At 65.3% G+C, this 23914-nt stretch carries 20 protein-coding genes; 7 read left to right on the plus strand and 13 right to left on the minus strand.

Translation table 11 applies throughout. The features are described from left to right. Nucleotides 1–3 precede the first annotated feature (3 nt). Nucleotides 4–792, minus strand: a complete 789-nt coding sequence (locus OIK40_RS12565; protein ID WP_273678694.1) for an exodeoxyribonuclease III — start codon at nt 790–792, stop codon at nt 4–6. 167 nt (nt 793–959) lie between these two features. Here OIK40_RS12565 and OIK40_RS12570 point away from each other — a divergent pair, with 167 nt between their 5' ends. Beyond that, complete coding sequence (locus OIK40_RS12570; RefSeq protein WP_273678695.1) at nt 960–2384, plus strand: alkaline phosphatase; 1425 nt, start codon at nt 960–962, stop codon at nt 2382–2384. 348 nt (nt 2385–2732) lie between these two features. Here the strand turns inward: OIK40_RS12570 and OIK40_RS12575 are convergent, their stop codons facing one another. The 5 genes from OIK40_RS12575 to pabB all read right to left on the minus strand — a co-directional run bounded on the left by OIK40_RS12575 (nt 2733) and on the right by pabB (nt 6694). Next, complete coding sequence (locus tag OIK40_RS12575) at nt 2733–3404, minus strand: LolA family protein (RefSeq protein WP_273678696.1); 672 nt, start codon at nt 3402–3404, stop codon at nt 2733–2735. Between the two features lie 80 nt (nt 3405–3484). Beyond that, nucleotides 3485–3652 (minus strand): 50S ribosomal protein L33, encoded by a 168-nt coding sequence (gene rpmG / locus OIK40_RS12580; protein ID WP_017664380.1) that lies wholly within the window; start codon nt 3650–3652, stop codon nt 3485–3487. A 150-nt stretch (nt 3653–3802) separates the two neighbouring features. After that, nucleotides 3803–4231: an alternative ribosome rescue aminoacyl-tRNA hydrolase ArfB gene (arfB, locus tag OIK40_RS12585; RefSeq protein ID WP_273678697.1), complete on the minus strand. Its 429-nt coding sequence runs from the start codon at nt 4229–4231 to the stop codon at nt 3803–3805. Further along, complete coding sequence (locus OIK40_RS12590; RefSeq protein WP_273678698.1) at nt 4224–4883, minus strand: RluA family pseudouridine synthase; 660 nt, start codon at nt 4881–4883, stop codon at nt 4224–4226. The genes arfB and OIK40_RS12590 overlap by 8 nt, the downstream gene beginning before the upstream one ends. Next, nucleotides 4880–6694 (minus strand): aminodeoxychorismate synthase component I, encoded by a 1815-nt coding sequence (gene pabB / locus OIK40_RS12595; protein WP_273678751.1) that lies wholly within the window; start codon nt 6692–6694, stop codon nt 4880–4882. The genes OIK40_RS12590 and pabB overlap by 4 nt, the downstream gene beginning before the upstream one ends. Before the next feature lie 98 nt (nt 6695–6792). Here pabB and OIK40_RS12600 point away from each other — a divergent pair, with 98 nt between their 5' ends. After that, a complete protein-coding gene (locus OIK40_RS12600; protein WP_273678699.1) occupies nt 6793–8379 on the plus strand; it encodes a helicase HerA-like domain-containing protein in 1587 nt (528 codons plus the stop codon). A 120-nt stretch (nt 8380–8499) separates the two neighbouring features. On the opposite strand, the gene OIK40_RS12605 is transcribed toward OIK40_RS12600, so the two are convergent. Then, nucleotides 8500–8883, minus strand: coding sequence for a VOC family protein (locus tag OIK40_RS12605; RefSeq protein ID WP_273678752.1), 384 nt, complete (start codon nt 8881–8883; stop codon nt 8500–8502). Nucleotides 8884–8969: 86 nt separating this feature from the next. After that, a complete protein-coding gene (locus OIK40_RS12610; protein ID WP_273678700.1) occupies nt 8970–10778 on the minus strand; it encodes an aminopeptidase P family protein in 1809 nt (602 codons plus the stop codon). Nucleotides 10779–10900: 122 nt separating this feature from the next. Here OIK40_RS12610 and OIK40_RS12615 point away from each other — a divergent pair, with 122 nt between their 5' ends. Then, complete coding sequence (locus tag OIK40_RS12615; RefSeq protein ID WP_273678701.1) at nt 10901–13114, plus strand: S9 family peptidase; 2214 nt, start codon at nt 10901–10903, stop codon at nt 13112–13114. Nucleotides 13115–13199: 85 nt separating this feature from the next. After that, nucleotides 13200–13598 (plus strand): acyl-CoA thioesterase, encoded by a 399-nt coding sequence (locus OIK40_RS12620; RefSeq protein ID WP_273678702.1) that lies wholly within the window; start codon nt 13200–13202, stop codon nt 13596–13598. Here the strand turns inward: OIK40_RS12620 and OIK40_RS12625 are convergent. Then, nucleotides 13595–15337, minus strand: coding sequence for a GGDEF domain-containing protein (locus tag OIK40_RS12625; protein ID WP_273678703.1), 1743 nt, complete (start codon nt 15335–15337; stop codon nt 13595–13597). The two genes, OIK40_RS12620 and OIK40_RS12625, sit on opposite strands and share 4 nt — an antisense overlap. A 213-nt stretch (nt 15338–15550) precedes the next feature. On the opposite strand from OIK40_RS12625, the gene OIK40_RS12630 reads away from it, so the two are divergent. Genes OIK40_RS12630 through OIK40_RS12640 form a run of 3 tightly spaced genes read left to right on the plus strand, consistent with a single transcriptional unit; the run spans nt 15551 to nt 18398 of the window. Further along, entirely contained in the window at nt 15551–16612 is a 1062-nt protein-coding gene (locus OIK40_RS12630) for a substrate-binding domain-containing protein (RefSeq protein ID WP_273678704.1), read from the plus strand. 44 nt (nt 16613–16656) lie between these two features. After that, the gene (locus OIK40_RS12635) at nt 16657–17808 is read left to right on the plus strand and encodes a DUF2157 domain-containing protein (protein ID WP_273678705.1); all 1152 of its coding nucleotides are present in this window, start codon (nt 16657–16659) and stop codon (nt 17806–17808) included. After that, nucleotides 17805–18398 (plus strand): GDYXXLXY domain-containing protein, encoded by a 594-nt coding sequence (locus OIK40_RS12640; RefSeq protein WP_273678706.1) that lies wholly within the window; start codon nt 17805–17807, stop codon nt 18396–18398. The genes OIK40_RS12635 and OIK40_RS12640 overlap by 4 nt, the downstream gene beginning before the upstream one ends. Here OIK40_RS12640 and OIK40_RS12645 read toward each other — a convergent pair. The 4 genes from OIK40_RS12645 to OIK40_RS12660 all read right to left on the minus strand — a co-directional run bounded on the left by OIK40_RS12645 (nt 18358) and on the right by OIK40_RS12660 (nt 23779). Continuing rightward, complete coding sequence (locus tag OIK40_RS12645) at nt 18358–19293, minus strand: sugar-transfer associated ATP-grasp domain-containing protein (RefSeq protein ID WP_273678707.1); 936 nt, start codon at nt 19291–19293, stop codon at nt 18358–18360. The two genes, OIK40_RS12640 and OIK40_RS12645, sit on opposite strands and share 41 nt — an antisense overlap. Nucleotide 19294: 1 nt before the next feature. Next, nucleotides 19295–20344, minus strand: coding sequence for a 7TM domain-containing protein (locus OIK40_RS12650; protein WP_273678708.1), 1050 nt, complete (start codon nt 20342–20344; stop codon nt 19295–19297). Continuing rightward, nucleotides 20334–21248: a BamA/TamA family outer membrane protein gene (locus OIK40_RS12655; protein ID WP_273678709.1), complete on the minus strand. Its 915-nt coding sequence runs from the start codon at nt 21246–21248 to the stop codon at nt 20334–20336. Before OIK40_RS12655 ends, OIK40_RS12650 begins: the two co-directional genes overlap by 11 nt. Nucleotides 21249–21415: 167 nt before the next feature. Further along, nucleotides 21416–23779 (minus strand): TonB-dependent receptor, encoded by a 2364-nt coding sequence (locus tag OIK40_RS12660; protein WP_273678710.1) that lies wholly within the window; start codon nt 23777–23779, stop codon nt 21416–21418. Nucleotides 23780–23914: the final 135 nt, after the last annotated feature.

Raw genomic sequence — 23914 nt, forward strand, 5'->3', positions numbered from 1 at the left:
GCGTCAGATGTCGAACTCCGTGATCAGCGGGACATGGTCGGACGGCTGTTCCCACGCCCGCACATCCTCAAGCACCCGGTGCGCGGTCGATTGTTTCGCCAGATCGGGCGAGGCCCACATGTGATCGAGCCGCCGACCCTTGTCGTTCTCCTGCCACTTCGGATTGCGATAGCTCCACCAGGAGTAATAGCGTTGCGGATGCGGGATATGCTCGCGCCCCAGATCGATCCAGCCATGCGCATCGCGGAAACGGCCCAGCGTTTCGACCTCGATCGGCGTATGGCTGACGACCTTGAGCAGCTGCTTGTGGCTCCACACGTCGCTTTCCAGAGGGGCGATGTTGAAATCCCCGACAATTAGCGTGGGCGCATCAAGCTTGTCCGCCCACCCCGTCATGCGGCCGAGGAAGTCGAGCTTCTGGCCGAACTTGGGGTTCACCTCGCGATCGGGCACGTCGCCGCCTGCGGGGATGTAGACGTTTTCGACCATCACGCCCTTGTCCAGCACCTCGACCCCGATGTGGCGCGCCTCGCCATTGGCCTGCCAGTCGTGGCGGGTGACCTCGCGGATCGGCACGCGGCTGACGGTGGCGACGCCGTGATAGCCTTTCTGCCCGCTCACCGCCTGATGGGTGTAGCCCAGCGCGGCGAGCGCCTCGGCCGGGAACAGGTGGCTCTCGCACTTGATTTCCTGCAGGCACAGGATGTCGGGTGCGGTTTCGGTGAGGAATTTCTCGATCAGCCCGACGCGCAGACGCGCGGAGTTGATGTTCCAGGTGGCGACAGACAGCATCGGGTGGACTTAGGGGGAGAAGCCGCAGCCCTCAAGTAGCGAAGCGGTAGGGCGGCAAGAACGCCCTCAAGCAGCGAAGCGATAGGACGGCAAAGACTCCTTTCCAGCTTTCGCTTTATTGTCGCATCGCGTCGCGATAGGCCGGGATCAGCCCTACGGAGACCCCAATGACCCGCACGCTTCTCACCGCCCTGCTGCTTGCCAGTACCGCTGCAAGTCCCGCACTTGCTCGCCACCATCAGGCCGAGGCACCGGCAGAGCCGCGCGCGAAGAACGTCATCCTGTTCATCGGTGACGGGATGGGCATTTCCACCATCACCGCCGCGCGGATTTACGAAGCGCAGAAACGCGGAGAGTCGGGCGAGGAGAACAGCCTCAGCTTCGAGCGTTTCCCCAATGTCGCGCTGGTCAAGACCTACAACACCAATGCCCAGGTGCCCGACAGCGCGGGCACGGCAACGGCGATGAACAGCGGGGTCAAGACCAGTATCGGCGTGATCGGGATCGGGCCGGAAGCGGAAAAAGGCGTGTGCAGCGATGCGCTGGCCCACCCGCTGCCGCTGATCGGCGAGGAGGCAAAACGCCGGGGGCTTGCGCTCGGGATCGTCACCACCACCCGCCTGACCCACGCCACGCCCGCAGCGGTCTATGCCCGCAGCGCCGACCGCGATTGGGAGGCCGACAGCAATATCCCCGATGATCAGCAGGGGCAGGGGTGCAAGGATATCGCGCTGCAATTGTCCGAGGCCGATTTCGATGTCGCGCTCGGCGGCGGAACGGCGGCTTTCTATGGCCGCAACAAGGGCGGGCGCCGCGCCGAATCGGAAGCCGATCTGCCTGCGGCATGGGCGGCGCGCAGCGGCGGCATGGTGGTGAAGGACGCGGCAGGCCTCGCCGCTGCACCGATGGACCGGCCGGTGCTGGGCCTCTTCCACCCCAGCCACATGACATACATGGCAGAACGCCGGCCGGAGTCGCCCGAACCCACGCTGACCGACATGACCGCGCAGGCCATCGCGCGGGTTTCGGGCGATCCCGACGGCTTCTTCCTGATGGTCGAAGGCGGGCGGATCGATCACGGCCACCATGCCGGGCAGGCGGGCTATGCGCTGGAAGAAGCGGTCGAATTCGCCCGTGCTGTGCAATGGGCGGTCGATCACACCGATCCGGCGGATACGCTGATCCTCGTCACCGCCGATCACAGCCACGTCTTCACCATCGCGGGCTACCCCCGGCGCGGGAACGACATCCTCGGGCTGGTGGTGCCGCCCAAGGGCAGCGGCGAGGATGGCGGCGACGGCACCTCGCCTCTGCTGGCTGCGGACGGCAAGCCCTATACCACGCTCGGCTATGCCAACGGGCCTGGCGGGTTGCTGTCGAAGGATGACGGCGATCACGATCATGGTCGCCCGATGCCCGAAACCGGTATTTCCGCCCGCCAGCAATCGCTGGTGCCGCTGGGCAGCGAAACCCACGGGGGCGAGGATGTTGCCCTGTTCGCCACCGGCCCCGGCGCACAAGGCGCACGCGGCGTGATCGAACAGAACCGCATCTACTCCATCATGCGCAAGGCATTGGGCTGGCCGGAATAAAGCCGAAAGATTGCCAAGGCGCGCAGTAACGGCGGCGCAGCCGCCGCAAGCGCGACCGCGCGCCCGAGCTTATGCGAGGAATGCCAAGCGGTCCGGATGGCCCTGTGCCTGAGGGCGAAAACAAAAACACCCCACAAACAAAAACCCTCGACCCGGGGGCGGTGGGTCGAGGGTTCGTTGGAGCGTTCGTCACGCTTTGCAAGACAGGCCCTAGGGAAGGGTGGGCAACAGGGGGGAAACCGCCCTTCGACCTGCCTTGTTGAGAGTAATTAGCCGTGGCTGGCTTTCACGGACATGAACGGCGGCGAAATTTTGTCGCTTCCTTACAACAATTCACCGCCCAGCCGTTCACCCCGGGCGACGGGACGAACGCCGCGGATCGCGGAAAGTGAATGTGCTGTCCGCCACCGCCACGCCATAGCGCTGATTCGTCAGCTGCACCCGCGTACGGTGATTCTGTGCGTCGAGCGCGACCCAGTGGGTCAACTGCCAGCCGCCCGGAGCCGATGCGTTGCGCACGAAGATCAGATTGATCATCCCGAATTCGGGTTTCTTGGGATCGCGCACTTCAACGCTGATGACGTCCTTGTTGCCGGTCGGCACCAGCTTGCCATAGCGCTTCACGTCGCGTTCGGGATCGAACAGCGCGCCCAGCGGCGAATTCTTGATCGGCCAACGTTCGACCTGGCTTACCTCGTAATCGACGACGTAGAGTGACTTACCGTTGGAGATGACGAGGAAATCCGAATCCTTGCCATAATCGAAGCGGATCTTGCCCGGCCGCTTCAGCGTCATCACGCCGGACATGACATTGCCCTGCCGGTCGGTCTGGGTGAAATCGGCGCGCATGGTGGAAATCGAACGCAGAGCGCCCACCACGGCATCGATCTCGCCGCCGGACTGTGCGGCGAGCGGCGCGGGAGCGATCGGGGAAGGGAGCGCGGGCACCAGGCCAAGCGCAAGCGTGCCGGCGCCGAGGCCGATCAGCAGGGTGCGGGCGAAAAGTGGTGAGTTCGTCATACCTCGGCGGTTAAGGCCGCGGGATTGAACTGTCGATGAATTATCGCGCCCGCCGCCCTGCGGAAGGCGCGCACCAGATCTTACTTGATCTTGGCTTCCTTGAACTCGACGTGCTTGCGCGCGACGGGATCATACTTGCGGAAGCTCATCTTCTCGGTGATGTTGCGCGGGTTCTTCTTGGTCACGTAGAAGAAGCCGGTGCCTTCGCTCGAGACGAGGCGGATCTTGACGGTGGTGGGCTTCGCCATGGCGGTATCCTGTCAAACGATTGGCCCACAAAACGGATCGAAGCGGGCGTCAAAAAAGCAAACGCGGCGCGCCCGGAAGGCCCGGCACACCGCACACGGGCGGGCCATTGGGCGATTCACGGGGAAAAGTCAAGGCGGCTCGCGGGGGCGTTACCAGTCTCCGGCGCGCGGCTTGCCGCGATTGGCCTTCACCGCGCCGCGCGCTTTCTTGACCTTCAATCGCTCCGTCTTGCCGACGCGGTTGACCCGCGTTTTCGCGCGCCTCTTCGGTTCGGTCTGGGCTTCCTCCAGCAGGGCGGCGAGTTTCGCGCGGGCGTCCTGGCGGTTGGCCTCCTGCGTGCGGTGCGCCTTTGAGGTGACGATCAGATCGCCATTGCCCGCCAGCTTCGATCCGGCCAGCGACCGCAGCCGCGCGAATACCGGCGGCGGCAGGCGCAGCGCGTAGATATTGACGCGCAGCTCGACTTCGGTGGCGACCTTGTTGGCGTTCTGCCCGCCCGGCCCCGATCCGGCGAGGAAGCTCTCGCTCGCCAGTCGCAGGGCGCGCGACGTCAGCGGTTCGGGCGCGTCGTCATCCATCTTGCGCCCCCAGCGCGCGGAAATCGGCAGGCAGGGGCGCGCGGGCTTCGATCGGAGTCTTGCCGGGGCGGGTCACAGTCAGGCTTTCGGCATGGAGCATCGTCCGCGAAGCCCCCGGCGCCGCACCCGCGCCATAGACCGGATCGCCCAGCAGGGGTGCGCCAAGGCCTTTCAGGGCATGGACGCGCAGCTGGTGCGTGCGGCCGGTTTCGGGGCGGAAACGGATCAGGCTGTTGGGCCCCAACTCCCCGACCAGCTCCCAATGCGATACGGCAGGCTTGCCCTTCTTCGCCGGGATCATCCGCCAGCCCTTCTCTGCCGAGCTGATCTTCGACAGCGCGAGTTCAATCGTGCCCTCGGTTCCCGGCGGATGTCCGGCGAGAATGGCAAGATAGGTCTTGCCTACCAGCCGATCCTCGAACGCGCGGTTGAAGCGGGCGAGCGCTTTGGGATTGCGGGCCAGCAGCAGGCAGCCCGAGGTGTCGGTATCCAGCCGGTGCACCGCCACCGGGCGACGCTGGAAGCCGAGCTTCAGCGCGTCGAGATGATCGTCAAGGCACGGCCCGCCCTTGCGCGGGCGATCGACCGGGAGCCCGGCGGGCTTGTCGATCACCAGCGCTTCTCCGTCTTCGTAAAGGATGTTCAGGTTCATATCAGTTCCGCCCGCATCAGCCCGCGCAGGGCATTGCCGAGCCAGAAGCCGTTTTCGAGATCGTGCAATGTCAGTTCCGATTCGCGGGCCTTGCCTTCGGCCAGCAGTTGTTCGCGCAGCACCCCGGGCAGCAGGCCGAGGCTGGCGGGCGGGGTGAGGAGCACGCCGTCCGGCCCTTCGACGAAGACGCTGGTAAAGCTGCCTTCGGTCACCAGCCCGTCAGCGCGCACCAGCACCGCCTCGTTCGCGCCGAAGCTGCGTGCTGCCTCGAGCGCATCCTCGTAGAAACCGCGATCGGTGGTCTTGTGCATCAGCCGCCAGTCCGACGGATCGATCGGGTTGGGCAGCGCGACCGCCTTCACCGGGTCTGGCAGCGGCGCAGGCAGCGGCGCGGTTTCGAGCGCGCTCGCCCCGCTACGGGCGACCAGCAGGCGCACCTTGGCGGGGGTATCGAGTTCGAAGCACAGCGCCTGAATTTGGTTGCGCAGCGCGTGGCGATCGAAGGCGAAGCCCAATTCCGCCGCGCTCGCTTTCATCCGCGCCAGATGCAGTTCGAGCAGCGCGATGCCGCTGTCCGGTTCGAACCGCATGGTCTCGATCAGATCGCATTGCGGCGCCGTCAGCCCAGGCGCCGCGCGGCGCAGGAAGCCCGCCTTCACCTCGCATTCGCGCCGTTCGGCCATGGCCTCGCTGTCGGCGACGATGGCCGATCCGATGCCCAGCACCGCCGAACCCTGCCCGTTTTCGATCGGGGTCAGGCGCAGGGTGCGGATCGCGACGTTGAAGGCGGCGTTGCCGTCTGCATCGATTCGCCCGATCGCCCCGCAGTATGGCCCGCGTGCATCGCGCTCGATCTCGCCCAGCAGTTCCATCGCGCGGATCTTGGGCGCGCCGGTGATCGATCCGCAGGGGAACAATGCCCGCACCAGATCCATCGCCCCCTTGCCGGGCGCGAGGCGGGCGCGCACGGTCGACACCATCTGGTGCACCGTCGGGTAGGATTCGACCGCGAAGGGCGCATCGACATGGACGCTGCCCGCTTCGGCCACGCGCGACAGATCGTTGCGCATCAGATCGACGATCATCAGGTTTTCGGCGCGGTCCTTGACCGAGGAGGCGAGGTCGTCCGCCATCGCCCTGTCGGCTTCGGGCTCGGCCATGCGGGGGCGGGTGCCCTTCATCGGTTTGACCTTGGCCTCGTTGCCATTCAGCGCGACAAACAGTTCGGGCGAGAAGCTTGCCAGCCAGTGCGATCCGTCGAAGATCAGCCCGCCATAGCCCGCGCGGCTGCCGTCGCGCAGTGCCGCATAAAGCCCCACCGGATCGCCGCGCCAGGAACCGGCCAGCGGGTAGGTGAGGTTGGCCTGATAGATGTCGCCCGCGTGGATCGCCTCGCGCAGCGCCTCGAACGCCTCGACATAGCCGCCGGGCGAAAGCTGGGGGTCCATCGGCCCGAGGGTGCCGGTGCCTTCGGAGCGGTCAGCCAGCCAGCCGGGGACATCGGCGGCCGCAATGCGGCGGGGCGCATCGAACAGACCGAGCCACACCAGCGGGCCGGCTGCGCCCGAACGCGCTGCGGCAAGCGGAGCGAGCCGCGGTTCGAGCGCCAGACCCGCTTCGTAGGCGATGTATCCCGCCAGCGATCCGCCGTCCGCCGCCCGCGCGGTTTCGGCCTCGGCCAGCACCCGTTCAACCTGATCGGGACGGGTGGCCACGAACAGCGCCCGCGGCGCTTCATAGAGCAGCGCATCGGCCGCCCCGTCGCCGGCGCGGGCATCGTCGAGCAGCACGAATGGCAGCGGTTGACCCATGGCATAAGCCTTGGCTGAAACCTGCGCCTCTGTCGAGAACTTGACCACCGCGTCCGCCCCCTGCACATCAGGATCAGGCGCAGACAAGGGGACGCGGAATGACGGAAGTGGCGGGCGAAATCTATCTGGGTCTCGGCGCGGACGGTTCGCGCCAGACGCTGCTGCTGGGGCGTTCGAACCGCCACGGGCTGATTGCCGGGGCGACCGGCACCGGCAAGACGGTGACCCTGCAAGGCATCGCCGAAAGCTTCTCTGCCGCCGGGGTGCCGGTGTTCGTTGCCGATGTGAAGGGCGATCTGTCGGGTATTGCCATGCCGGGTTCGCCCACCTTCAAGCACGCCGACAAGCTGGAAGGCCGCGCGAAGGAACTGGGCATCACCGACTATGCCTATTCCGACAATCCTGTGATCTTCTGGGATCTTTACGGCGAACAGGGGCATCCGATCCGCACCACCGTATCGGAAATGGGCCCGCTGCTGCTGTCGCGCCTGCTCGATCTGAACGAAACGCAGGAAGGCGTGCTGCAGATCGTCTTCCGCTATGCCGACGAGAACGGCTTGCTGCTGTTCGATTTCGGAGACCTTTCCGCGCTGCTGCAATGGGCCAATGCCAATGCGGCCGAGCTTTCGGGCAAATACGGCAATGTGTCGAAGGCCTCGGTCGGCGCGATCCAGCGGCAATTGCTGTCGTTCGAAGCGCAGGGGGCGGACAACTTCTTCGGTGAGCCGGCGCTGGAGATCGACGATTTCCTGAAGGTGGACGAACAGGGGCGCGGCTATGTGAATGTTCTTGCCGCGGACAAGCTGATGCGCAGCCCCAAGCTTTACGCAACCTTCCTGCTGTGGCTGCTCGCCGAACTGTTCGAATCGCTGCCCGAAGTGGGCGATCCGGAAAAGCCCAAGCTGGTGTTCTTCTTCGACGAGGCGCACCTGTTGTTCGACGATGCGCCTAAGGCGTTGCAGGACACGATCGAGCAGGTCGTGCGCCTGATCCGTTCAAAGGGGGTGGGGGTGTTCTTCGTCACCCAGAACCCGATCGACATTCCCGAGGAAGTCGCGGGCCAGCTCGGCAACCGTGTCCAGCACGCGCTGCGCGCCTTTACCCCGCGTGACCAACGGGCGATCAAGGCGGCGGCCGAGACCTTCCGCATCAATCCGAAGCTCGATGTCGAGGCTGCGATCACCGAGCTGAAGGTGGGCGAAGCGCTGGTCTCGACGCTTGACGATGACGGCGCCCCGACGGTGGTGGAACGCACGCTGATCAAGCCGCCGCGTTCGCGGCTGGGGCCGGTGACGCCGAAGGAACGCGCGATCATCCAGTCGATCAGTCCGGTCGACGGCAAGTACGATACCCGCGTTGACCGCGAGAGTGCCGAGGAAGTCCTCGCCGCGAAGGCTGCCGATGCCGCCGCCACCGCCGAAGAAGTCGCCGAGGTTGGCGAGGAGGAAGTCGGCAAGCGGCCCCGCAAGAGCACCAGCCTGTGGGAGAAGGCGATTTCGCGCGGGGTCCAGGTGGCTGTAGGCGGCGCCGCAGGGATGGCCGCGTCAAAGGTGCTGGGCAAGAAAAGCCGCGCCAATCCGGTTGCCTCGGGGGTCACGTCCGCCGCCGGTTCGATCGCGACCGATCTGGCCGGGCCGGTTGTCGGCCGTTTCGTGCGCAACCTTGTCGGCGGGCTGATGCGCTGACCCCCTGCCCCCTTTCCCGGCGGCGATGTTCCACGTGAAACATCGCCGAAAACCGGGCTCGCGGGGGTCTAAACGGGCGAAAACGAGGCCTAAACCGGCGAAAATTGCCCGAGATTCGCGCTATTGCGGGGCTGCGACCATGCAAAAGGCGTTGAGCTTGTTGCCGTCCGGATCGCGGAAATAACCGGCGTAGAACCCGTCATCCCCGCGCGGGCCGGGTGCGCCTTCATCGCTGCCGCCGTGGGCCATGGCGATATCATAGAGGGCGTGGACATCCTCGGGCGTTTTCACTTCGAGCGCGACCATTACCCCGTTCCCGACTGTGGCAGGCTGGCCGTCGAACGGCACTGTTGCCGCGATCCCGGGCGCGCCGCCCCATTGCCCCCAGGCGATGAAGGTTTCGAAATCCATCATCCGCCCGACGCCGAAATGCGCGGCAATCGCATCATAGAACGCCGCCGCGCGCGGCAGATCATTGGTGCCAAGAGTGACGTAACCGATCATCGAAAGTTCTCCCGTCACGCGCGCCGCCCGATGCGACTCGCCGAGGTGAGAACATTACAAGAACAAATATGTTCCCGCAAGCTGCCTCAAAGCGGCTGGGTCTCGCGCTCCAGCCATTGTAGCTCCTCGCCTTCGAGCAGCGGCGACAGCAGTTCGCGCACCTTGGCGTGATAGGCATCCATCCACGCCACTTCCTCGGTGGTCAGCAGGCTCTTTTCGATCAGCTTGCGATCGATCGGCACGAAGGTCAGCGTCTCGAACCCGAGATAGCGGCCCTCCATCCCTTCGATCCGGCGTTCCTCGGTCAGCACGAGGTTTTCGATCCGGATGCCGAAGGCGCCTTGCTTGTAATAGCCCGGTTCGTTCGACAGGATCATCCCTGCGAACAGTTCCTGACCCGTCCCGGCCTGACCGCCCGAAGGCTTGGCGATGCGCTGCGGGCCTTCGTGGACGCCGAGGAAGCTGCCCACCCCGTGCCCGGTGCCGTGGGCGTAATCGACGCCCGCCTCCCACAGATATTGACGCGCCAGCACGTCGAGCTGGCCGCCGCAGGTGCCCTGCGGAAACACTGCACGGTCAATCTGGATGTGGCCTTTCAGCACGCGGGTGAAGCGGTCGCGCATCTCCGCCGTCGGTTCGCCCGGTCCCACCCACACGGTGCGGGTGATGTCGGTGGTGCCGCCCGGATATTGCCCGCCCGAATCGACGAGGTAGATCGAACCCGGCGGGATCGGGATATTGCTGTCCTCGTCCACCTTGTAATGCGGCAGCGCGGCGTGGCCGGCGGCGGCGGAGATGGTGTCGAAGGAAAGATCGCGCAGGCCCGGATCGCGCCCGCGGAATTCGGCCAGCTTGGCGGCGGCGGACAGTTCGTCCACGCCCCCCAGCGGCGCCTCGATCTCCAGCCAGCGCAGGAACCGGCTCACCGCCGCGCCGTCGCGCACCTGCGCATCGCGGTGGCCCTGCTGTTCGGCGGGGTTCTTGATCGCCTTGGCAAGGATCGTCGGGTCCTGTTTGAAGGTGAACCTCGCGCCGCCCGAACGCAGCGCCTGCGCGATGCCGACCACCGCGAAATCGGGATCGAGACTGACGCTCTTGCCCGAAAGCTCGCCAGTCAGCGCGCTCTCGAAGGCGTCGCGATCACGGATCGTCACCGCATTGCCGAGGTGGCGCGCCAGTTCGGGCGTCACCTTCTCGGGCGCGATGAACAGCTCGGCGCTGCCGTCCTTGTGGGCGATGACATAGGACAGCGCGACGGGCGTGTGCGGCACGTCGGCCCCGCGGATATTGAGCAGCCATGCGACCGAATCGAGCGCCGGGATCACCACCGCGTCATGCCCGTGCTTCACCAGCCAGTCGGCCACGGCGGCGCGCTTTTCGGCCGAGGAGCTTCCGGCCAGATCATCCTCGTAAACCAGCGCTGCGGCGGGCGAGGGCGCGGGACGATCGGCCCACACCGCGTCGATCGGGTTGCTTTCGGCGGGCACAAGGGTGACGCCCTTGGGCTCCACCTGTTTCTCCACCGCCTCAACCCAGGCCCAGGTATGGAGCCAGGGATCATAGGCGATCTTGGCGCCGGCCTCGCATACTTCGGCCAGCCACGCGCCGAGGCTGTCGGCAGGCACGCTTTTGTATGTGAACAGATTGCCGTCCACCTGCTCGCGCACCTGCACGGTATATCGCCCGTCGACGAAGATCGCCGCGTGGTTCAGCGTCACCGCGGCAAAGCCCGCCGATCCGCCGAAACCCGTCAGCCAGTTCAGGCGCTGGGCATAATCGCCGACATATTCGCTCATATGTTCATCGCTGATCGGCACGATGAACCCGTCCACCCCGCGCCGCTTCAACTCTTCGCGCAGGGCGGCAAGGCGGGCTTCATGGGTTTGCATCAGCATGGCAAGGATCCTCGGGTGTCGGCGCGCAGCACTTGCCGCGCGGAAATGTATGATTAGAACCCCCAACATAGGCCTATCGGCCTCGCCTTTCCACCCGAACCGTCGACAAGGGGTGTCGCACCATGACCGGCCAGATCTGCACATTCGTTCTTGCAGCCACGCTTGCAGCCACCACTTCTCCGCTTGCCGCGACCGGCAATGCCAACAACGAGGAACCGACCCGCGTGACCACTTCCGCCAAGTCCGCCGTCACCGACATCAAGGCCCCCGTCGCCGAGAAGCGCCCGCATTCCTACACCCGCCACGGGATCACCATCGAAGACCCGTATGACTGGCTGTACGACAAGTCCTATCCGCTGGTGGACGACGAGGAGGTGCTCGATCACCTCAAGGCCGAAAACGCCTATTTCGAAGCGCACATGGCCGCGCAGGAAGGCCTGACTGAGGCGCTGTTCAAGGAAATGCGCGCGCGCATCAAGGAAGACGACAGCACCGTTCCGCAGAAGGACGGCGACTACATCTACTGGAGCGAGTTCGAGGAAGGCGCGCAGTATCGCAAGCACTGGCGCAAGCCCGTGGGCGGGGGCGATCCGCAGCTGCTGATCGACGAGAACGAGCTGGCCGAGGGGCTCGAATATTTCCGCCTCGGTGCGGCCTCGATCAGCCAGAACGGGCGGTTCCTTGCCTTTTCGACCGATACCAACGGGTCGGAACGCTACACCGCGCGGATCAAGGACCTCGAAACCGGCGAACTGCTGCCCGACGTGCTGGAAAACCTGCGCGGCGGGCTGACCTGGGTGAAGGGCGACACCGCGCTGGTCTATGGCCCCGCGACCGAGGAATGGCGCACGCTGGAGGCCAAGCTGCACGTGATCGGCACGCCGGTGAGCGAGGACGTTACGCTTTACAAGGAGGAAGACCAGTCCTTCGGCGTCGGCACTGGCCTGACCGCGCAGGAAGACTGGCTGATCATTGCCACCGGCGACAACGAGACGAGCGAGGTGCGCCTTGTGCCCGCCGCCGATCCCACCGCACCTGCTATCCTGGTGAAGGCGCGGCAGAAGGGCGTCGAATACAGCGTCGACATCCGCGACGGCGAGCTTTGGGTGCTGACCAATGATGAACACATCAACTTCCGCCTTGCCAAGGCGAAGCTGGAAACGCCCGGCGAATGGCAGACGGTGATTGCCGGATCGGACGATTTCTACCTCACCGATTTCGAGCTTTTCAAAGACTTCTTCGTCACCGAAGGGCGGCTGAACGGGCTCGACCAGATCCAGCTGCGCCAATATGCCGATCCGGCCAGGGTGACCCCGATCACCTTCCCCGAACCGAGCTACACCGCGGGCCTGTCGAACAATCCAGAATACGACATGAAGAAGCTGCGGCTGGCCTATCAGTCGATGGTCACGCCGAGCACGGTCTATGACTACGACGTGGCGACGGGCGCGCTGGAAACGCTCAAGACGCAGGAAATTCCGAGCGGATATGATCCCTCGCTCTATGTCTCCGAACGCCTGACAATCGCGGCGCGCGACGGGACGATGGTGCCGGTCAGCATCCTGATGCGGAAAGACCGGGCGGAGATTCTGGCGAAGCAGGGCATCGAAGGGCCGGGGCCGCTGCATCTCTATGCCTATGGCGCCTATGGCTATGCCGTGCCGCCGGGCTTTTCGACCTCGCGTCTGTCGCTGGTGGACCGCGGCTTTGCCTATGCCATCGCCCATATTCGCGGCGGCGACGATCTGGGGCGGCGCTGGTATCTGCAGGGCAAGCTGTTCGAACGGATGAACACCTTCAACGATTTCGTCGACGCAGGCCGTGGCCTGATTGCCAAGGGCTACACCGGCGAAGGCATGGTGACCGCAAGCGGCGGTTCGGCAGGCGGCGAGCTGATGGGGGCGATCATCAATCAGGATCCTGCGCAATATGGTGCGATCGTCGCGCATGTTCCCTTCGTCGATGTGCTGAACACGATGCTCAACGAAAAGCTGCCGCTGACACCGGGCGAATGGCAGGAATGGGGCAACCCGATCACCGACAAGGCGGCCTTTGCCTACCTGCTGGCCTATTCGCCCTATGATCAGGTGGTGGCCAAGGATTACCCGCCGATGCTGGTGACGGCGGGCCTCAACGATCCGCGCGTGACCTATTGGGAACCGGCCAAGTGGGTCGCCAAGCTGCGCGAGCTGAAGACCGACGATAACCTGCTGCTGCTCAAGACCAACATGGGCGCAGGCCACGGCGGGCAGTCCGGGCGCTGGAACTCCTTGAAGGAAACGGCGGAGGAATTCGCCTTTATCCTGTGGCAGATGGGTATGGCTCCGAAGGAGTAAGCCCCCTCAAGCCCGTTCGTGTCGAGCGTAGGCGAGACACTGATCTCGGCCTCTCGACTGCGCTCGAGGCGAACGGAGATTGGAAATGACCCATCGCTTCACCCGCACCTTCGTGGCCGCGCCGCAGCACATCGACGAACTCGGCCACGTCAACAACACTGTCTGGGTGCAGTGGATTCAGGACATGGCCACCGCCCACTGGGATGCGGTGGCTCGCCCGGAGGATCGCGCGGCGTTCTTCTGGGTCGTGGTGCGGCACGAGATCGATTATCGCGGCAACGTGTCCGAAGGCGAGACCGTCACCGCCGAGACATGGATAGAAGGCCCGGCCCAAGGCGCAAAATCGCTCCGCCGGGTGGAGTTCACCGACGCATCCGGCAAACGCCTCGTCAGCGCGGCGACCACGTGGGCGATGCTTGACCGGGCAAGCGGCAGGCTGGCCCGCGTGCGGCCCGAAGTGCTCGCGCCCTTCAGGGGCGATTAGGCAGCCTTGCTTTCACGCGTGCGGCGCGGCGCGGGCGGCTGGCTGAACACGGTCAGGCGTTCATAGGCAAGCCGGTTGCGCCCGCTCGCCTTGGCTTCGTACATCAGCGCATCGGCGCGGGCGTAGAATTCGGAAAACTGCATCGCATGGCGCGTCGCCTGCGCCAGCACGATCACGCCCATGCTCGCGGTCACTGGCAGGTCCAGCCCGGGCACGTCCTGCGCGATCCGCCGCGGGATTGCCTGCCGCAGCGCCTCGGCCCGTTCGAGCGTCCGTTCGCCGCGCAGCAGGACCACGAATTCCTCCCCGCCAAGCCTGACCGCGACCGAATCGCGGTCGCCCGCCATGCGGATCGCATTGGCGCAGGCGACCAGTGCGGCATCGCCGACCTGATGCCCGTGCAGGTCGTTGATCGCCTTGAAGCGATCGAGATCGACCAGCGCGAAGGTATCGAAACCCTGCGCAAGCAGCGCGTCGAACCGCGCCTCGATCGCGCGGCGGTTCATCAGCCCGGTGAGCGAATCGCGGGTCGATATCTGTTCCAGCATCCGCGCCTCTGTCAGCGCCGCGTCGCGTTCGATGCGGATCGCGAGGAAACGGTCGGCAATGGCAAGGCTGATCACGATCACCTCGATCCCCGTGGCCACGAACATCATCAGATCGAGGCTGGACGGGCCAGCATAGACACCCAGCCCGCGGATCAGCCGCTCCATCGAGGTCAGGATCAGCGGGAACCACGCGACGCCGACAAATTTGGCCGAGCGGCTGCCGCGCAGGATCGCATGGATCAGCGCAGCCGAAACCACCACTGCCGAAGGCATGATCGCAAGGAAATAGCCCGCATCGTCGAAGGCCTGTGTGGCGTGCAGCTGCAAGGCGAAGAACCCCGGCACGGCGATGGTCCAGCATCCGGCCCAGAAGGTCAGGCGACGCATCCCGCGCGACAGCGCCCCGCCTTCGAGAAAGGTGCTGAGAAACAGCAATGCTGCGCCGCAGCCGCTCGACCACCACAGCGGCGCCATGACCGCCATCACCGCCACCGGCAGAGTGACCACGCTCGAAATCACGCCGCCCGCGAACAGCACATAGCCCATCATCGACACGACCATGGCGGCGTGGAACAGCACGAACCGTTCGCGCAGCACCAGATAGAAGCTGATATCGAACAGCAGCGGCAGCACCAGCATCCCCAGCACGAGCGTCAGCAGCATCATCTCTTCCAGCGAGCGGCCCGCTTCGTCGAGGTCATGCACCAGCACGGCTTCGGTCAGCATCGGAATCGAATGCGGGCGGTCGATCCGCACCAGCAGTGCCTCGGTTTCCGAGGTCAGCACCGGCAGCGGAAGGCGGAACACCGGCCCGGCGGCAAAAGGCGTCCCGTCGCTTTCGTCAAAGTTTCGCCCGCGCAGGGTGCCGCCCGCGTCAAGCGCATAGAAGGTGATCCGTTCGTGCCGTGCGGCGCGGGTGACAAAATGCCGCGGGAGGGACGCGTCACGCCACGCATCAGCCTCGAACCGCAGCCAGGCGACAGGCGCATCGGCCTGCCAACCGGCGCCGGTGCAATTCCATGCGGCACGTTCGATCATTGCTTCGGTGGTGCGATCCGGCCCGCTGGCAGCATGGCACAGCGCCGAAATAGCGGCGCGCTTCGGCGTGCCGGCGGAAGCAGGCGCGGCAAGGCCCAGCGCCATCAGCGCTGCAGCCATCCACATCAGTAACGCGAGGCGCACCCTGCTCATGCCCACGCGGCTAGCATGAAAGCCCTTACGATGCTGTTAAGCCGGATATCTCCGTTTCGGAGGAAATATCACGCATCGTCAGGCGGTTGCAGAAAGGGCTGCAAATCTTCACCGGCGCCCGCGCACAGGCCTTTATGACAGCGCGGTCCGCGTCACACTGTTGTCATGAACAGGCAGTAGCGCGCCTCAGCGCTAACACCATCAGGATGTCCCATGTCTCTTCGCATTCCCGCTATCGCCCGTACCGGTGCCGCCCTCGCGCTTGCCGCGCTTGCCCTTTCCGCCTGCGACAGCGGCGGGGGTGCCTCGCGCAATTCGGTGCATGCGGTCGGCTCGTCGACGGTTTATCCCTTCGCCAAGCTGGTGGCGGAAAACTTCGCCCGCTCGAACACCGATTTCCGTTCGCCGCTGATCGAATCCACCGGCACCGGCAACGGCATCCAGCTGTTCTGCAAGGGACTGGGTGCAAACACCCCCGACATGGTCAACGCCTCGCGCCGGATGAAGGACAGCGAATTCGATAACTGCGCGGCCAACAAGGTCGACGAGATCATGGAATTGCAGGTCGGGCTCGACGGGATCGCCTTTGCTTCGGCCAAGGGCGGGATCATGCTGAACCTGTCGCCCAAGACCGTCTACGAGGCGCTGGCCGCCAGCCCCTATGGCAAGGAACAGACCGCCAAGACCTGGAAGGATGTCGATCCGGCGCTGCCCGCCGATCCGATCCTCGTCTACGGTCCGCCCAGCACATCGGGCACGCGCGATGCGCTTAAGGAACTGATCCTTGAAGCCGGGTGCAAGTCCGATCCGGCGATGAAGGCGCTGAAGGACAGCGACGAGAACAAGTACAAGCAGGTCTGCACCGAAGTGCGCGACGACGGCGCCTATGTCGATCAGGGTGAGCAGGACAACCTCATCGTCCAGAAGATCGAGAGCAATCCGCGTGCGGTCGGCATCTTCGGCTATTCCTATCTCGAGGAAAATCTCGACAAGGTGCAGGGCCTGCCGATGAACGGCGTGCAGCCGACCTATGAAAACATCGCCAGCTTCGCCTATCCCGGCGCGCGCCCGCTTTATGTCTATGTAAAGAAGGCACATATGCGCGCCATTCCGGGTCTCGGCGCCTATCTCGACGAGTGGGTGAAGAGCTGGGACAAGGACGGCCCGCTGGCCAAGATCGGCATGGTCGCAATGACGCCCGAAGCGATGCAGGCCAATGCCGCCAAGGTGCGCGAGCAGACCGTGCTGACCCGCGAGGAACTCGCCGCCAAATAAAGCGGTGATTGCCGGGCGCTGCGCCGCGCGGTAGCATCGCGCTTATGAGCGCCCGCAAGATCGCCGCATGGCACGAAGCCGGACTGATCGACGCGGCCACGCGCGACCGGCTGCTTGCCTACGAAACCGAACATGCCCGCCCGCTGGCGCTGTGGGCGGTGTTCGGCATCGGCGCGCTGGCGATCGGGCTGGGGCTGGTCTCCGTCATCGCCGCCAACTGGGAAGATATTCCCGGGCAGGTGCGCCTTGCCGTCCATCTGATGCTGATCATTGCTGCGCTCGCGGCGCTGTTTCTGCGCGAAGATCGGCTGGCGGCGGTCTCCCCCTGGGCGGCCGAGGCGCTGCTGTTCGTTACCGCCGCGCTGGGCCTGACGTTTTTCGGGCATGTCGGACAGGTCTACCAGACCTCCGCCCCGCTGTGGCAGCCGCTGGCTGCGTGGCTGGTGCTGTTCGCGCCGCTGCTGCTGATAAGCGGGCGCGGCCGGCTGGCGGCGACGACGTTGATGGGCGGCGGGGTGTGGTGCGTGTGGGAATACCTCGGCTCATACGATCATTTCCTGTTCGGCATGCGCGAGAATGTGCCCCCGATGGCGTGTCTGGCGCTGGTGACGGCGCTGCCGGTGCTGTTCGCACCGCTGGCCGCGTGGCGGCGCGGTTTTGGCGCGCGGGCCGAATTCTGGCAGCAGCTGGAACAGCTTGCTCTGGCCTACGCGGTCGGCGGAGCCTCGCTTGCCTGTGCGATGGCGAGCGCGGGAGGGTTCGATGAAGGCCCGACCCCGTTCGATCTTGGCCCGATGGCGCTGCGCGGCGCCGTCGGCGTGCTCGCTGGCCTTGGCGTGATGGTGGCGCGGCCCGGCATGTCGGGCCGCATGTCGGGAGCGATCATCGCTGCGGCGGGACTATTGCTGCCGCTGGCATGGGGCGCGAATGATCTAACCGTGCCTGCCGCCGCGCTGTTCATGGCGCTGTGGGTGGGCATCGCTGCCGCGGCGCTCGCCGCGCACTGGCGCGGGTTGTTCCAGCTGGCGGTGGCGGGAATCGCGCTGCGGCTCATCATCCTCAGTTTCGAGCTGGCGGGAGACTTGCTGGCGAGCGGCTTTGGCCTGATCCTGTCGGGCATCATGATACTTGGCGTGGCGTGGGCCGCGGTGCGGGTGTCCAAGACCTTCGCCCCGCCCAGGGAGGACGCGGCATGAACCGGCTTTTGCGCCTTGCCGCCGTGCTGCTCCCGGCTCTCGGGCTGGCGATGCTGTGGGGGCAGAGCCACAACACCTATAATCAGGGCACCGAATGGGAGGTGCCGGTGATGGGCTATGACCCGCGCGACATGCTGCGTGGGCATTATGTCGAATTCACCTATGACTGGCCGCTGGAAGGCGCCGTGGCCGAGAGCGGGCTCGCGTTCCTGTGCCTCTCGGGCGAGGCGCCGCGGCTTGATAGCGCGACGCCGCTGGAGAGCGAGGCCGATCTGGCCGCCTGCGCCTATCCACTGAGTGCGGAAGAAGACCATGTCTACGGCATGACCAGCCTCGAACGCGGGCGGCTCTATCTCGATCAGTACAAGGCGGCGATGATCGATGCCCAGCTGCGCGACGGTGACCAGCGCGGGATCGTCACCATCCGCCAGCGCGACGACGGCAGCTTCACGCCGGTTGCGATCCGTTTCCGTCCGCTCACGACCGAAGAACGCGCCGCGCGCGATGCGCCACCGGAAGAACGGCCCGTGCCTGCGATCATGATCGAATCTAGCGGAAATCCTCCCCCGTCGCCGCAATCCGGACCTTGAGCCCGGCCTGACAGATGTTCTGGATCTCGATCCCCGGGTGGGCGTTCACCTCGATCACCAGCGGGCCATCGTTGACGTCGAGCACGATGTCCGCCCCGCAGTAACCCAGCCCCACCGCCGGCCCGCATTTCGCCGCCAGTTCGAGCACGCGCTCCCATCCCGGAATCTCGAACCCGATCAGGTTCACGCCGGTATCGGGGTGGTGGGTGATGGGCGTGCCTTTGACGACCGCGCGGGTGATGCGGCCGGTCTCCATGTCGATCCCTGCACCGATCGCGCGTTGGTGGAGGTTGGCCTTGCCGTCGCTCTCGAGCGTCGGCAGCCGCACCATTGCCATCAGCGGGTTGTGGTGAAGGCTGATGACGCGCAGATCGGGCAGGCCTTCGGGCACGATCCGCGACAATGCCGGGTCGGCGATGATCAGCGGTTCGATCAGCGCCGCATCCTCGGCGGCGGAATCGCCCGAAAAGCCGCCATCGACGACCTTCTGGATGTGGTGCATCACCGCTTCCTCGGTCAGCGGGGCGCCCGATCCCTTGTACCAGGTGTTGCCCTCGCGCCGGACGGCAAGGAGAATGCCGTCGCCCTGCGATCCGCGCGCGGGCTTGATCGCCCAGGCATCGGGCATGTCCCGGCTCGGCTTGAAGGCTCCCAGCTTCTGATGGTCGTCGATCACCGCCACTGTGCCGGTGCAGGCGATACCTGCCGCTTCCAGCGCCACTTTGGCCGCCACCTTGTCGCGTGCCCGCTCGATTGCGTGGCGCGGATTATATTTGGCGATCAGCGCGTTGCGCATGTTGATCCCGAGGATTTCGTCCATCCCCTCCAGCGACGGCGGGCGCAGCTTGCTCAGGGCATCGTAATTTGGCCGGGGTTTGCGAAACAGCTTCAGCATCTCAAACGTCCTCAACCGACCGGATGATCCACGCATTGTGGATCATCGTTCGGCCATTGTTGCCGGACAGAGGCCCGAACTGGGCCTCCTTGTTGGGGGTAACGGGCTGTGGAACCCGCCTTCGTCGTCCAGGCGCGAGGTCCTCGGGCGAACTGATCACCCATATGCCGTCGAGCGGAGGCGCATTGGCGAGGCGTTCTTCCCAATCGACCGGTTCGAGATCGAGTTCGAGCTGGTCGGCATCGGCCCTTTGCCGCGCCTGCCGCCGGCGTTCGAGCCAGATCGGGGCGAAGCGATGGATTTCCGACAGGCGCAATCCGCGATACCGGCCCAGAATGGCGATCGCCACGGCGGTGAAGGCGGGCATCAGCAACGGCGACCATTCGATCAGCGCCAGCGCGAAATGGCTGACCATCACGAATTCGATCACGATCGCGAGGAGGAAGGTGTTGAGCGCCATCTTTGCTGCCGCCTTGGCCCCGTCCTTGCCCCACTGCTTCCACCACCGCTCCACGCACAGGGCGCAGACAATCACCGGGAAGGCATCGACCTGAAGCTGGGTGTCGAGGATCAGCTGCATCGCCACCAGCACCAGTACGATCAGCGAGATCAGCACGCCGAGAAAGCCCACGCGGGTCATGCGCAGCTTGAGCAGGGACGGGGTGACGATCATCCCGGTCAGCACCGAGGAACACAGCACCACCGGGCCCATCACCGGCCCGATCTGCAGAAACGCCAGTGCGATCAGCATGGGGGTGAACAGGCCGAACGCCTTCACACCGACGAAACTGCGCGCCAGCACCACCAGAAACGCGCCGAGCGGCAGAACCATCAGCAGGTTGGACGGCTTCAGGCCCCAGATCGCCTGCGATGTCGCCACCCCTTCGAAGGAAGAAGGCAGCGCGAAGAAGACTTCGGTATTGGCAATGCCCAGCGCCACCAGCGCCGCGATCACCGCGCCGACGGTCAGGCCGATATAGAAGGGGCGCTTGACCTGAGGGGTCGCGCGCTCCCGTATCCGTCGGATTGTGGAGATCAGCTCAGAAAGCATACCCGACCGAAACAGACAGGCGATAGCCCTCGCGCTCGCGCACAGGCTCGTTGCTGCCGGCGAAGATATACTTGGCCTCGGCCTCTATCCGCCACTTGCCCGGCCACCACAGCAGTTCCACCTCGGGCACGACAAGGCTGTCGCGGCGGCGTTCGCCGGTATCGGTCAGGCGGCCGTCGAACCGGGTGCGGATCACCTCGATCGCCGGGCGCACGCGCAGGTCGGGGGTGATCGGTCGGGTATAGGCGACGCCTGCGGAATCGCGTTCGTAGCCGCGCCGGGCATCGTCCGAACGGATCGATTCCGCGCGCAGGTCGAAGGCGAGATAGTGGTAACGGCCGAAGCGGCGGCGATATTGTGCATCGACGCGCGCGCCTTCGCCGGTGGTTTCGGCATTGGCGCCATTGGCATATTCGCGTTCCCGCCAGGTGCCCTGCAACCGCAGGCGGTGTTCGCGCTTCGGTTCCCAGGTGACCCGCGCCGATCCTTGCCATTCGTCGGTATCATTGGATTCGACCGACACCACATCGTCGTAATGGCGGGCCTGCAATTGCAGCTCCCAGTCCTTTTCGATGTCGGTCTGGACAGTCGCGCTGAAGCGGTCGCGGGCGATGTCGCGCCGCCCTTCGCCAAGCCGGAAGACCTCGATCCGGTCGGCCTCTACCCGCAGCCGAACCCCGCGCTTTTCCAGCGCAAGGCCCACCTGTCCACGCACCGAAATCGCCTCGCCGTCGACGATCAGATCATTGTCGCGGGTTGTGGTCTGGGCGCTGACGGTCTGCACCTCGATGCGCGCGTCGGGTTGGAGCTGCCAGCCCTCGTCCTGCGCTACGGTCCGCGATGCGGCCGCCAGGGCAAGGCCGGCGAGCATCATCCGGCCTGCGATACGCAGCATGTGGTTCATGGTCTTGGCCCCCGTTGATTTACGTAGGGCTACGGGGAGGTTCTTTAGAAAATGCTAACCACGCCCATAAACCATCAAATTCGTGCCGCGAGAGCGCAAAAAAAGGGGCGGGAAGCCGCGCTGGCCTCCCGCCCCTTTAATCCTTGGCGCCGTGCGGTCGCGGCCGGTCAGAACCGGGCTGTCAGCTGCACTCCGTAAAAGCGCGGCTCGGCGGGAATGAAGGTCGGGATGCCGAAGGCCCCGCCGGTATTGCCGGCATCGAGCAGATAGTCTTCGCCCGTGGCGTTGCGGATGAAGCCGGCGATCTCGTAACGCCCGTCGGCAAAGCTCATGCCGCCGCGCGCGTTCACCAGCGTCACCGCCTCTTGCGAGATCAGCGGGTTGTTGGGCACTTCGAAGAAGATCCGGCTGCGGTGGGTGATGCTGGGCGTCAGGAAGAAGCGCACCCCGCTTGCGAATTCGTAATCGACGGTGAAGCCGCCGGCTGCCTGCCATTCGGGCTGGAGCCGGAAGCGCGCGCCCGAGAAGGCGGGCGAGAACGCGCCGTCCTCGTCGATGCCGCCGTCGATATAGCCGACATTGCCGAATGCACGCAGCCAGTCGGCCAGCCTGACCGAAAGTTCGGCTTCCACGCCGAGGTTTTTGGCGCTGCCCGCGCTGGCCGTAACGAAGGCGCCGGTCGGGTTGCCCTGATCGTCGAGCTGGGCGATCGAGACCTGGAAGTCGTCATAGACCTGGTAATAGACCCCGAGCGAGCCCGACACCGGCCCGCTGGCGAGCTTGATCCCGCCTTCGTAGTTCCAGACGATTTCCTCGGAGATGTTCTGCACGTTGGGCACCACGCCCCCGCCGCTGCGTGCGGCATTGACCTGCACGACCGGCGAGCGGCGGCCCTTGGACACGGTGGCGAAGACGTTCACGTCGTCGGTGATCCGGTACAGCGCGTTGAAGCGCGGCAGCACCGCCTGGAAGCTGTCGTCGGCGGTGAAAGTCTGGCCCCGCGTGTCGATCTGACCAGGGATCAGCGGCGCACCGCTCAGCACCGCATTGGGCACGGCGGCAAAGAAGCCCGAACGGCGATATTCATCGAGGAAGCGCACGCCCGCCGTCAGTTCAAGCGCGTCGGTCGCCAGCCAGGTGACATCGGCGAACACCGAATAGGCTTCGTTACGGCCCTGGTTCTCGAACACCGAGGAATAGGGAATGGCCTCCACCGCCCCGCCGGTCAGCAGGCCTGTCACCCCCGCAGCCGGAACGCTGCCATTGGGCGCGACGCAGGGGATGCCGGGGATCAGCGGCGCACCGAACAGGCTGGTGAGGCACTGGAGATACGTGCCCTCCTCGGTTGCGAAGGGCACGTTCTGGCGGCCGTCTTCGATGAACAGGTTCCAGCCCGCGCTGGCGCGCAGTTTCTCGCCCGCATAGGTGAAGCGGCCTTCGTGGCTGATCTGCCAGCCATCGGCGATTTCCGCGAATTCGAGGAAAGGCGCCGCCGAACCGTCGGCGTCGAACACTTCGCGGCTGTCGAATTCGCGGTAGCCGTTGACGGTGGTGAAGGTCCATTCGTCGGCGAACTGGTATTCGGCCGTAATATTAAGGTCATAGACTTCGCGGTTCAGGCCGAGCTGGTCATCGCCAAGCGCCGCCGCGCCCGCCGGATTGCCGCCGAGATTGGCGTTCTGGAAGGCATTGGCCGCTCCGCCCGGCGCGCCGCGGAAGGCCGGGAAAGTGCCGGAAATGAACGGGGTGCCGCCGTTTCTCTGCTGATCATAGGTGCCGATGACATCGAGCGTGAAATCGGCTGTCGGGGCATAGCGCAGCGAGGCGCGCACGCCGAGCTGGTCCTGCGCATACAGATCCTCTTCCTGATTTTCGGAAAGGTTCTTCACATAACCGTCGCGGGTGCGCCATTCGAAGGCGATGCGGCCTGCCAGCACGTCGGACCCCGCATTGAGGAAGCCCGAAAGCAGCGTCTGGTTGAAATTGCCGTAACCGCCGGTGAGCTGGCCGGAAACGCCTTCGCGCGGGCGGGCGGAAACGAGGCTGATCGCACCCACCGCGCTGGCCGTGCCGAACAGGGTCGCCTGCGGGCCCTTGATCACCTCGACCCGCTCAAGATCGTAGATCGCCTGATAGCTGCCGCGCGAACGCGAGATGTCGACGCCGTTGTAATAGAGCGTGACGCGCGGGCCCTGCTGGGCCGATCCGCTGTCCGAAGTGATGCCGCGGATCACCACGCCGGGGTTATTGGCGCTCTGTTCCTGAATGTTGAGGCCGGGGATGTAGTTCGACAGCTCGTCGAGATCATTCACGCCCAGCTCGCGGATACGCTCGCCGGTGACCGCGCTGATGGTGATCGGCACGTCGAGCGCGCGCTGTTCGATCTTCTGCGCGGTGACGATGATCTGGTTGTCCGAGGCTTGTTCCCCGGCGCTCGCGGTGTCGTCCTGCGCGAACGCAGCCTGCGGCACGGCGGCGAGGGTGGTGGCGAGTGCGATCGTCGAAACGCGAGTGAAGGCGGTGCGGGTCATGTTCTGGCTTCCCTGTTGCATGAGAGAGGCCTTGCCCGTGGCACCGCTTGGTGACGGGGAAACGACGATTGGATGAAGCGCAAGTTACCGCCGTCTTACAGTTTTGAGGCGTTGTATTTGTGCACCGATGCGGGA

Origin of the sequence: Erythrobacter fulvus (genome assembly GCF_028595285.1) — a bacterium.
In the GTDB taxonomy this organism is placed as follows: domain Bacteria; phylum Pseudomonadota; class Alphaproteobacteria; order Sphingomonadales; family Sphingomonadaceae; genus Erythrobacter; species Erythrobacter fulvus.

What these genes read in the sequence shown, in the direction of transcription:
- OIK40_RS12565 (WP_273678694.1), bottom strand. Translation starts at nt 792, where the DNA reads ATGCTGTCTGTCGCCACCTGGAACATCAACTCCGCGCGTCTGCGCGTC.
- OIK40_RS12570 (WP_273678695.1), top strand. Translation starts at nt 960, where the DNA reads ATGACCCGCACGCTTCTCACCGCCCTGCTGCTTGCCAGTACCGCTGCA.
- OIK40_RS12575 (WP_273678696.1), bottom strand. Translation starts at nt 3,404, where the DNA reads ATGACGAACTCACCACTTTTCGCCCGCACCCTGCTGATCGGCCTCGGC.
- rpmG (WP_017664380.1), bottom strand. Translation starts at nt 3,652, where the DNA reads ATGGCGAAGCCCACCACCGTCAAGATCCGCCTCGTCTCGAGCGAAGGC.
- arfB (WP_273678697.1), bottom strand. Translation starts at nt 4,231, where the DNA reads ATGGATGACGACGCGCCCGAACCGCTGACGTCGCGCGCCCTGCGACTG.
- OIK40_RS12590 (WP_273678698.1), bottom strand. Translation starts at nt 4,883, where the DNA reads ATGAACCTGAACATCCTTTACGAAGACGGAGAAGCGCTGGTGATCGAC.
- pabB (WP_273678751.1), bottom strand. Translation starts at nt 6,694, where the DNA reads ATGGGTCAACCGCTGCCATTCGTGCTGCTCGACGATGCCCGCGCCGGC.
- OIK40_RS12600 (WP_273678699.1), top strand. Translation starts at nt 6,793, where the DNA reads ATGACGGAAGTGGCGGGCGAAATCTATCTGGGTCTCGGCGCGGACGGT.
- OIK40_RS12605 (WP_273678752.1), bottom strand. Translation starts at nt 8,883, where the DNA reads ATGATCGGTTACGTCACTCTTGGCACCAATGATCTGCCGCGCGCGGCG.
- OIK40_RS12610 (WP_273678700.1), bottom strand. Translation starts at nt 10,778, where the DNA reads ATGCTGATGCAAACCCATGAAGCCCGCCTTGCCGCCCTGCGCGAAGAG.
- OIK40_RS12615 (WP_273678701.1), top strand. Translation starts at nt 10,901, where the DNA reads ATGACCGGCCAGATCTGCACATTCGTTCTTGCAGCCACGCTTGCAGCC.
- OIK40_RS12620 (WP_273678702.1), top strand. Translation starts at nt 13,200, where the DNA reads ATGACCCATCGCTTCACCCGCACCTTCGTGGCCGCGCCGCAGCACATC.
- OIK40_RS12625 (WP_273678703.1), bottom strand. Translation starts at nt 15,337, where the DNA reads ATGAGCAGGGTGCGCCTCGCGTTACTGATGTGGATGGCTGCAGCGCTG.
- OIK40_RS12630 (WP_273678704.1), top strand. Translation starts at nt 15,551, where the DNA reads ATGTCTCTTCGCATTCCCGCTATCGCCCGTACCGGTGCCGCCCTCGCG.
- OIK40_RS12635 (WP_273678705.1), top strand. Translation starts at nt 16,657, where the DNA reads ATGAGCGCCCGCAAGATCGCCGCATGGCACGAAGCCGGACTGATCGAC.
- OIK40_RS12640 (WP_273678706.1), top strand. Translation starts at nt 17,805, where the DNA reads ATGAACCGGCTTTTGCGCCTTGCCGCCGTGCTGCTCCCGGCTCTCGGG.
- OIK40_RS12645 (WP_273678707.1), bottom strand. Translation starts at nt 19,293, where the DNA reads ATGCTGAAGCTGTTTCGCAAACCCCGGCCAAATTACGATGCCCTGAGC.
- OIK40_RS12650 (WP_273678708.1), bottom strand. Translation starts at nt 20,344, where the DNA reads ATGCTTTCTGAGCTGATCTCCACAATCCGACGGATACGGGAGCGCGCG.
- OIK40_RS12655 (WP_273678709.1), bottom strand. Translation starts at nt 21,248, where the DNA reads ATGAACCACATGCTGCGTATCGCAGGCCGGATGATGCTCGCCGGCCTT.
- OIK40_RS12660 (WP_273678710.1), bottom strand. Translation starts at nt 23,779, where the DNA reads ATGACCCGCACCGCCTTCACTCGCGTTTCGACGATCGCACTCGCCACC.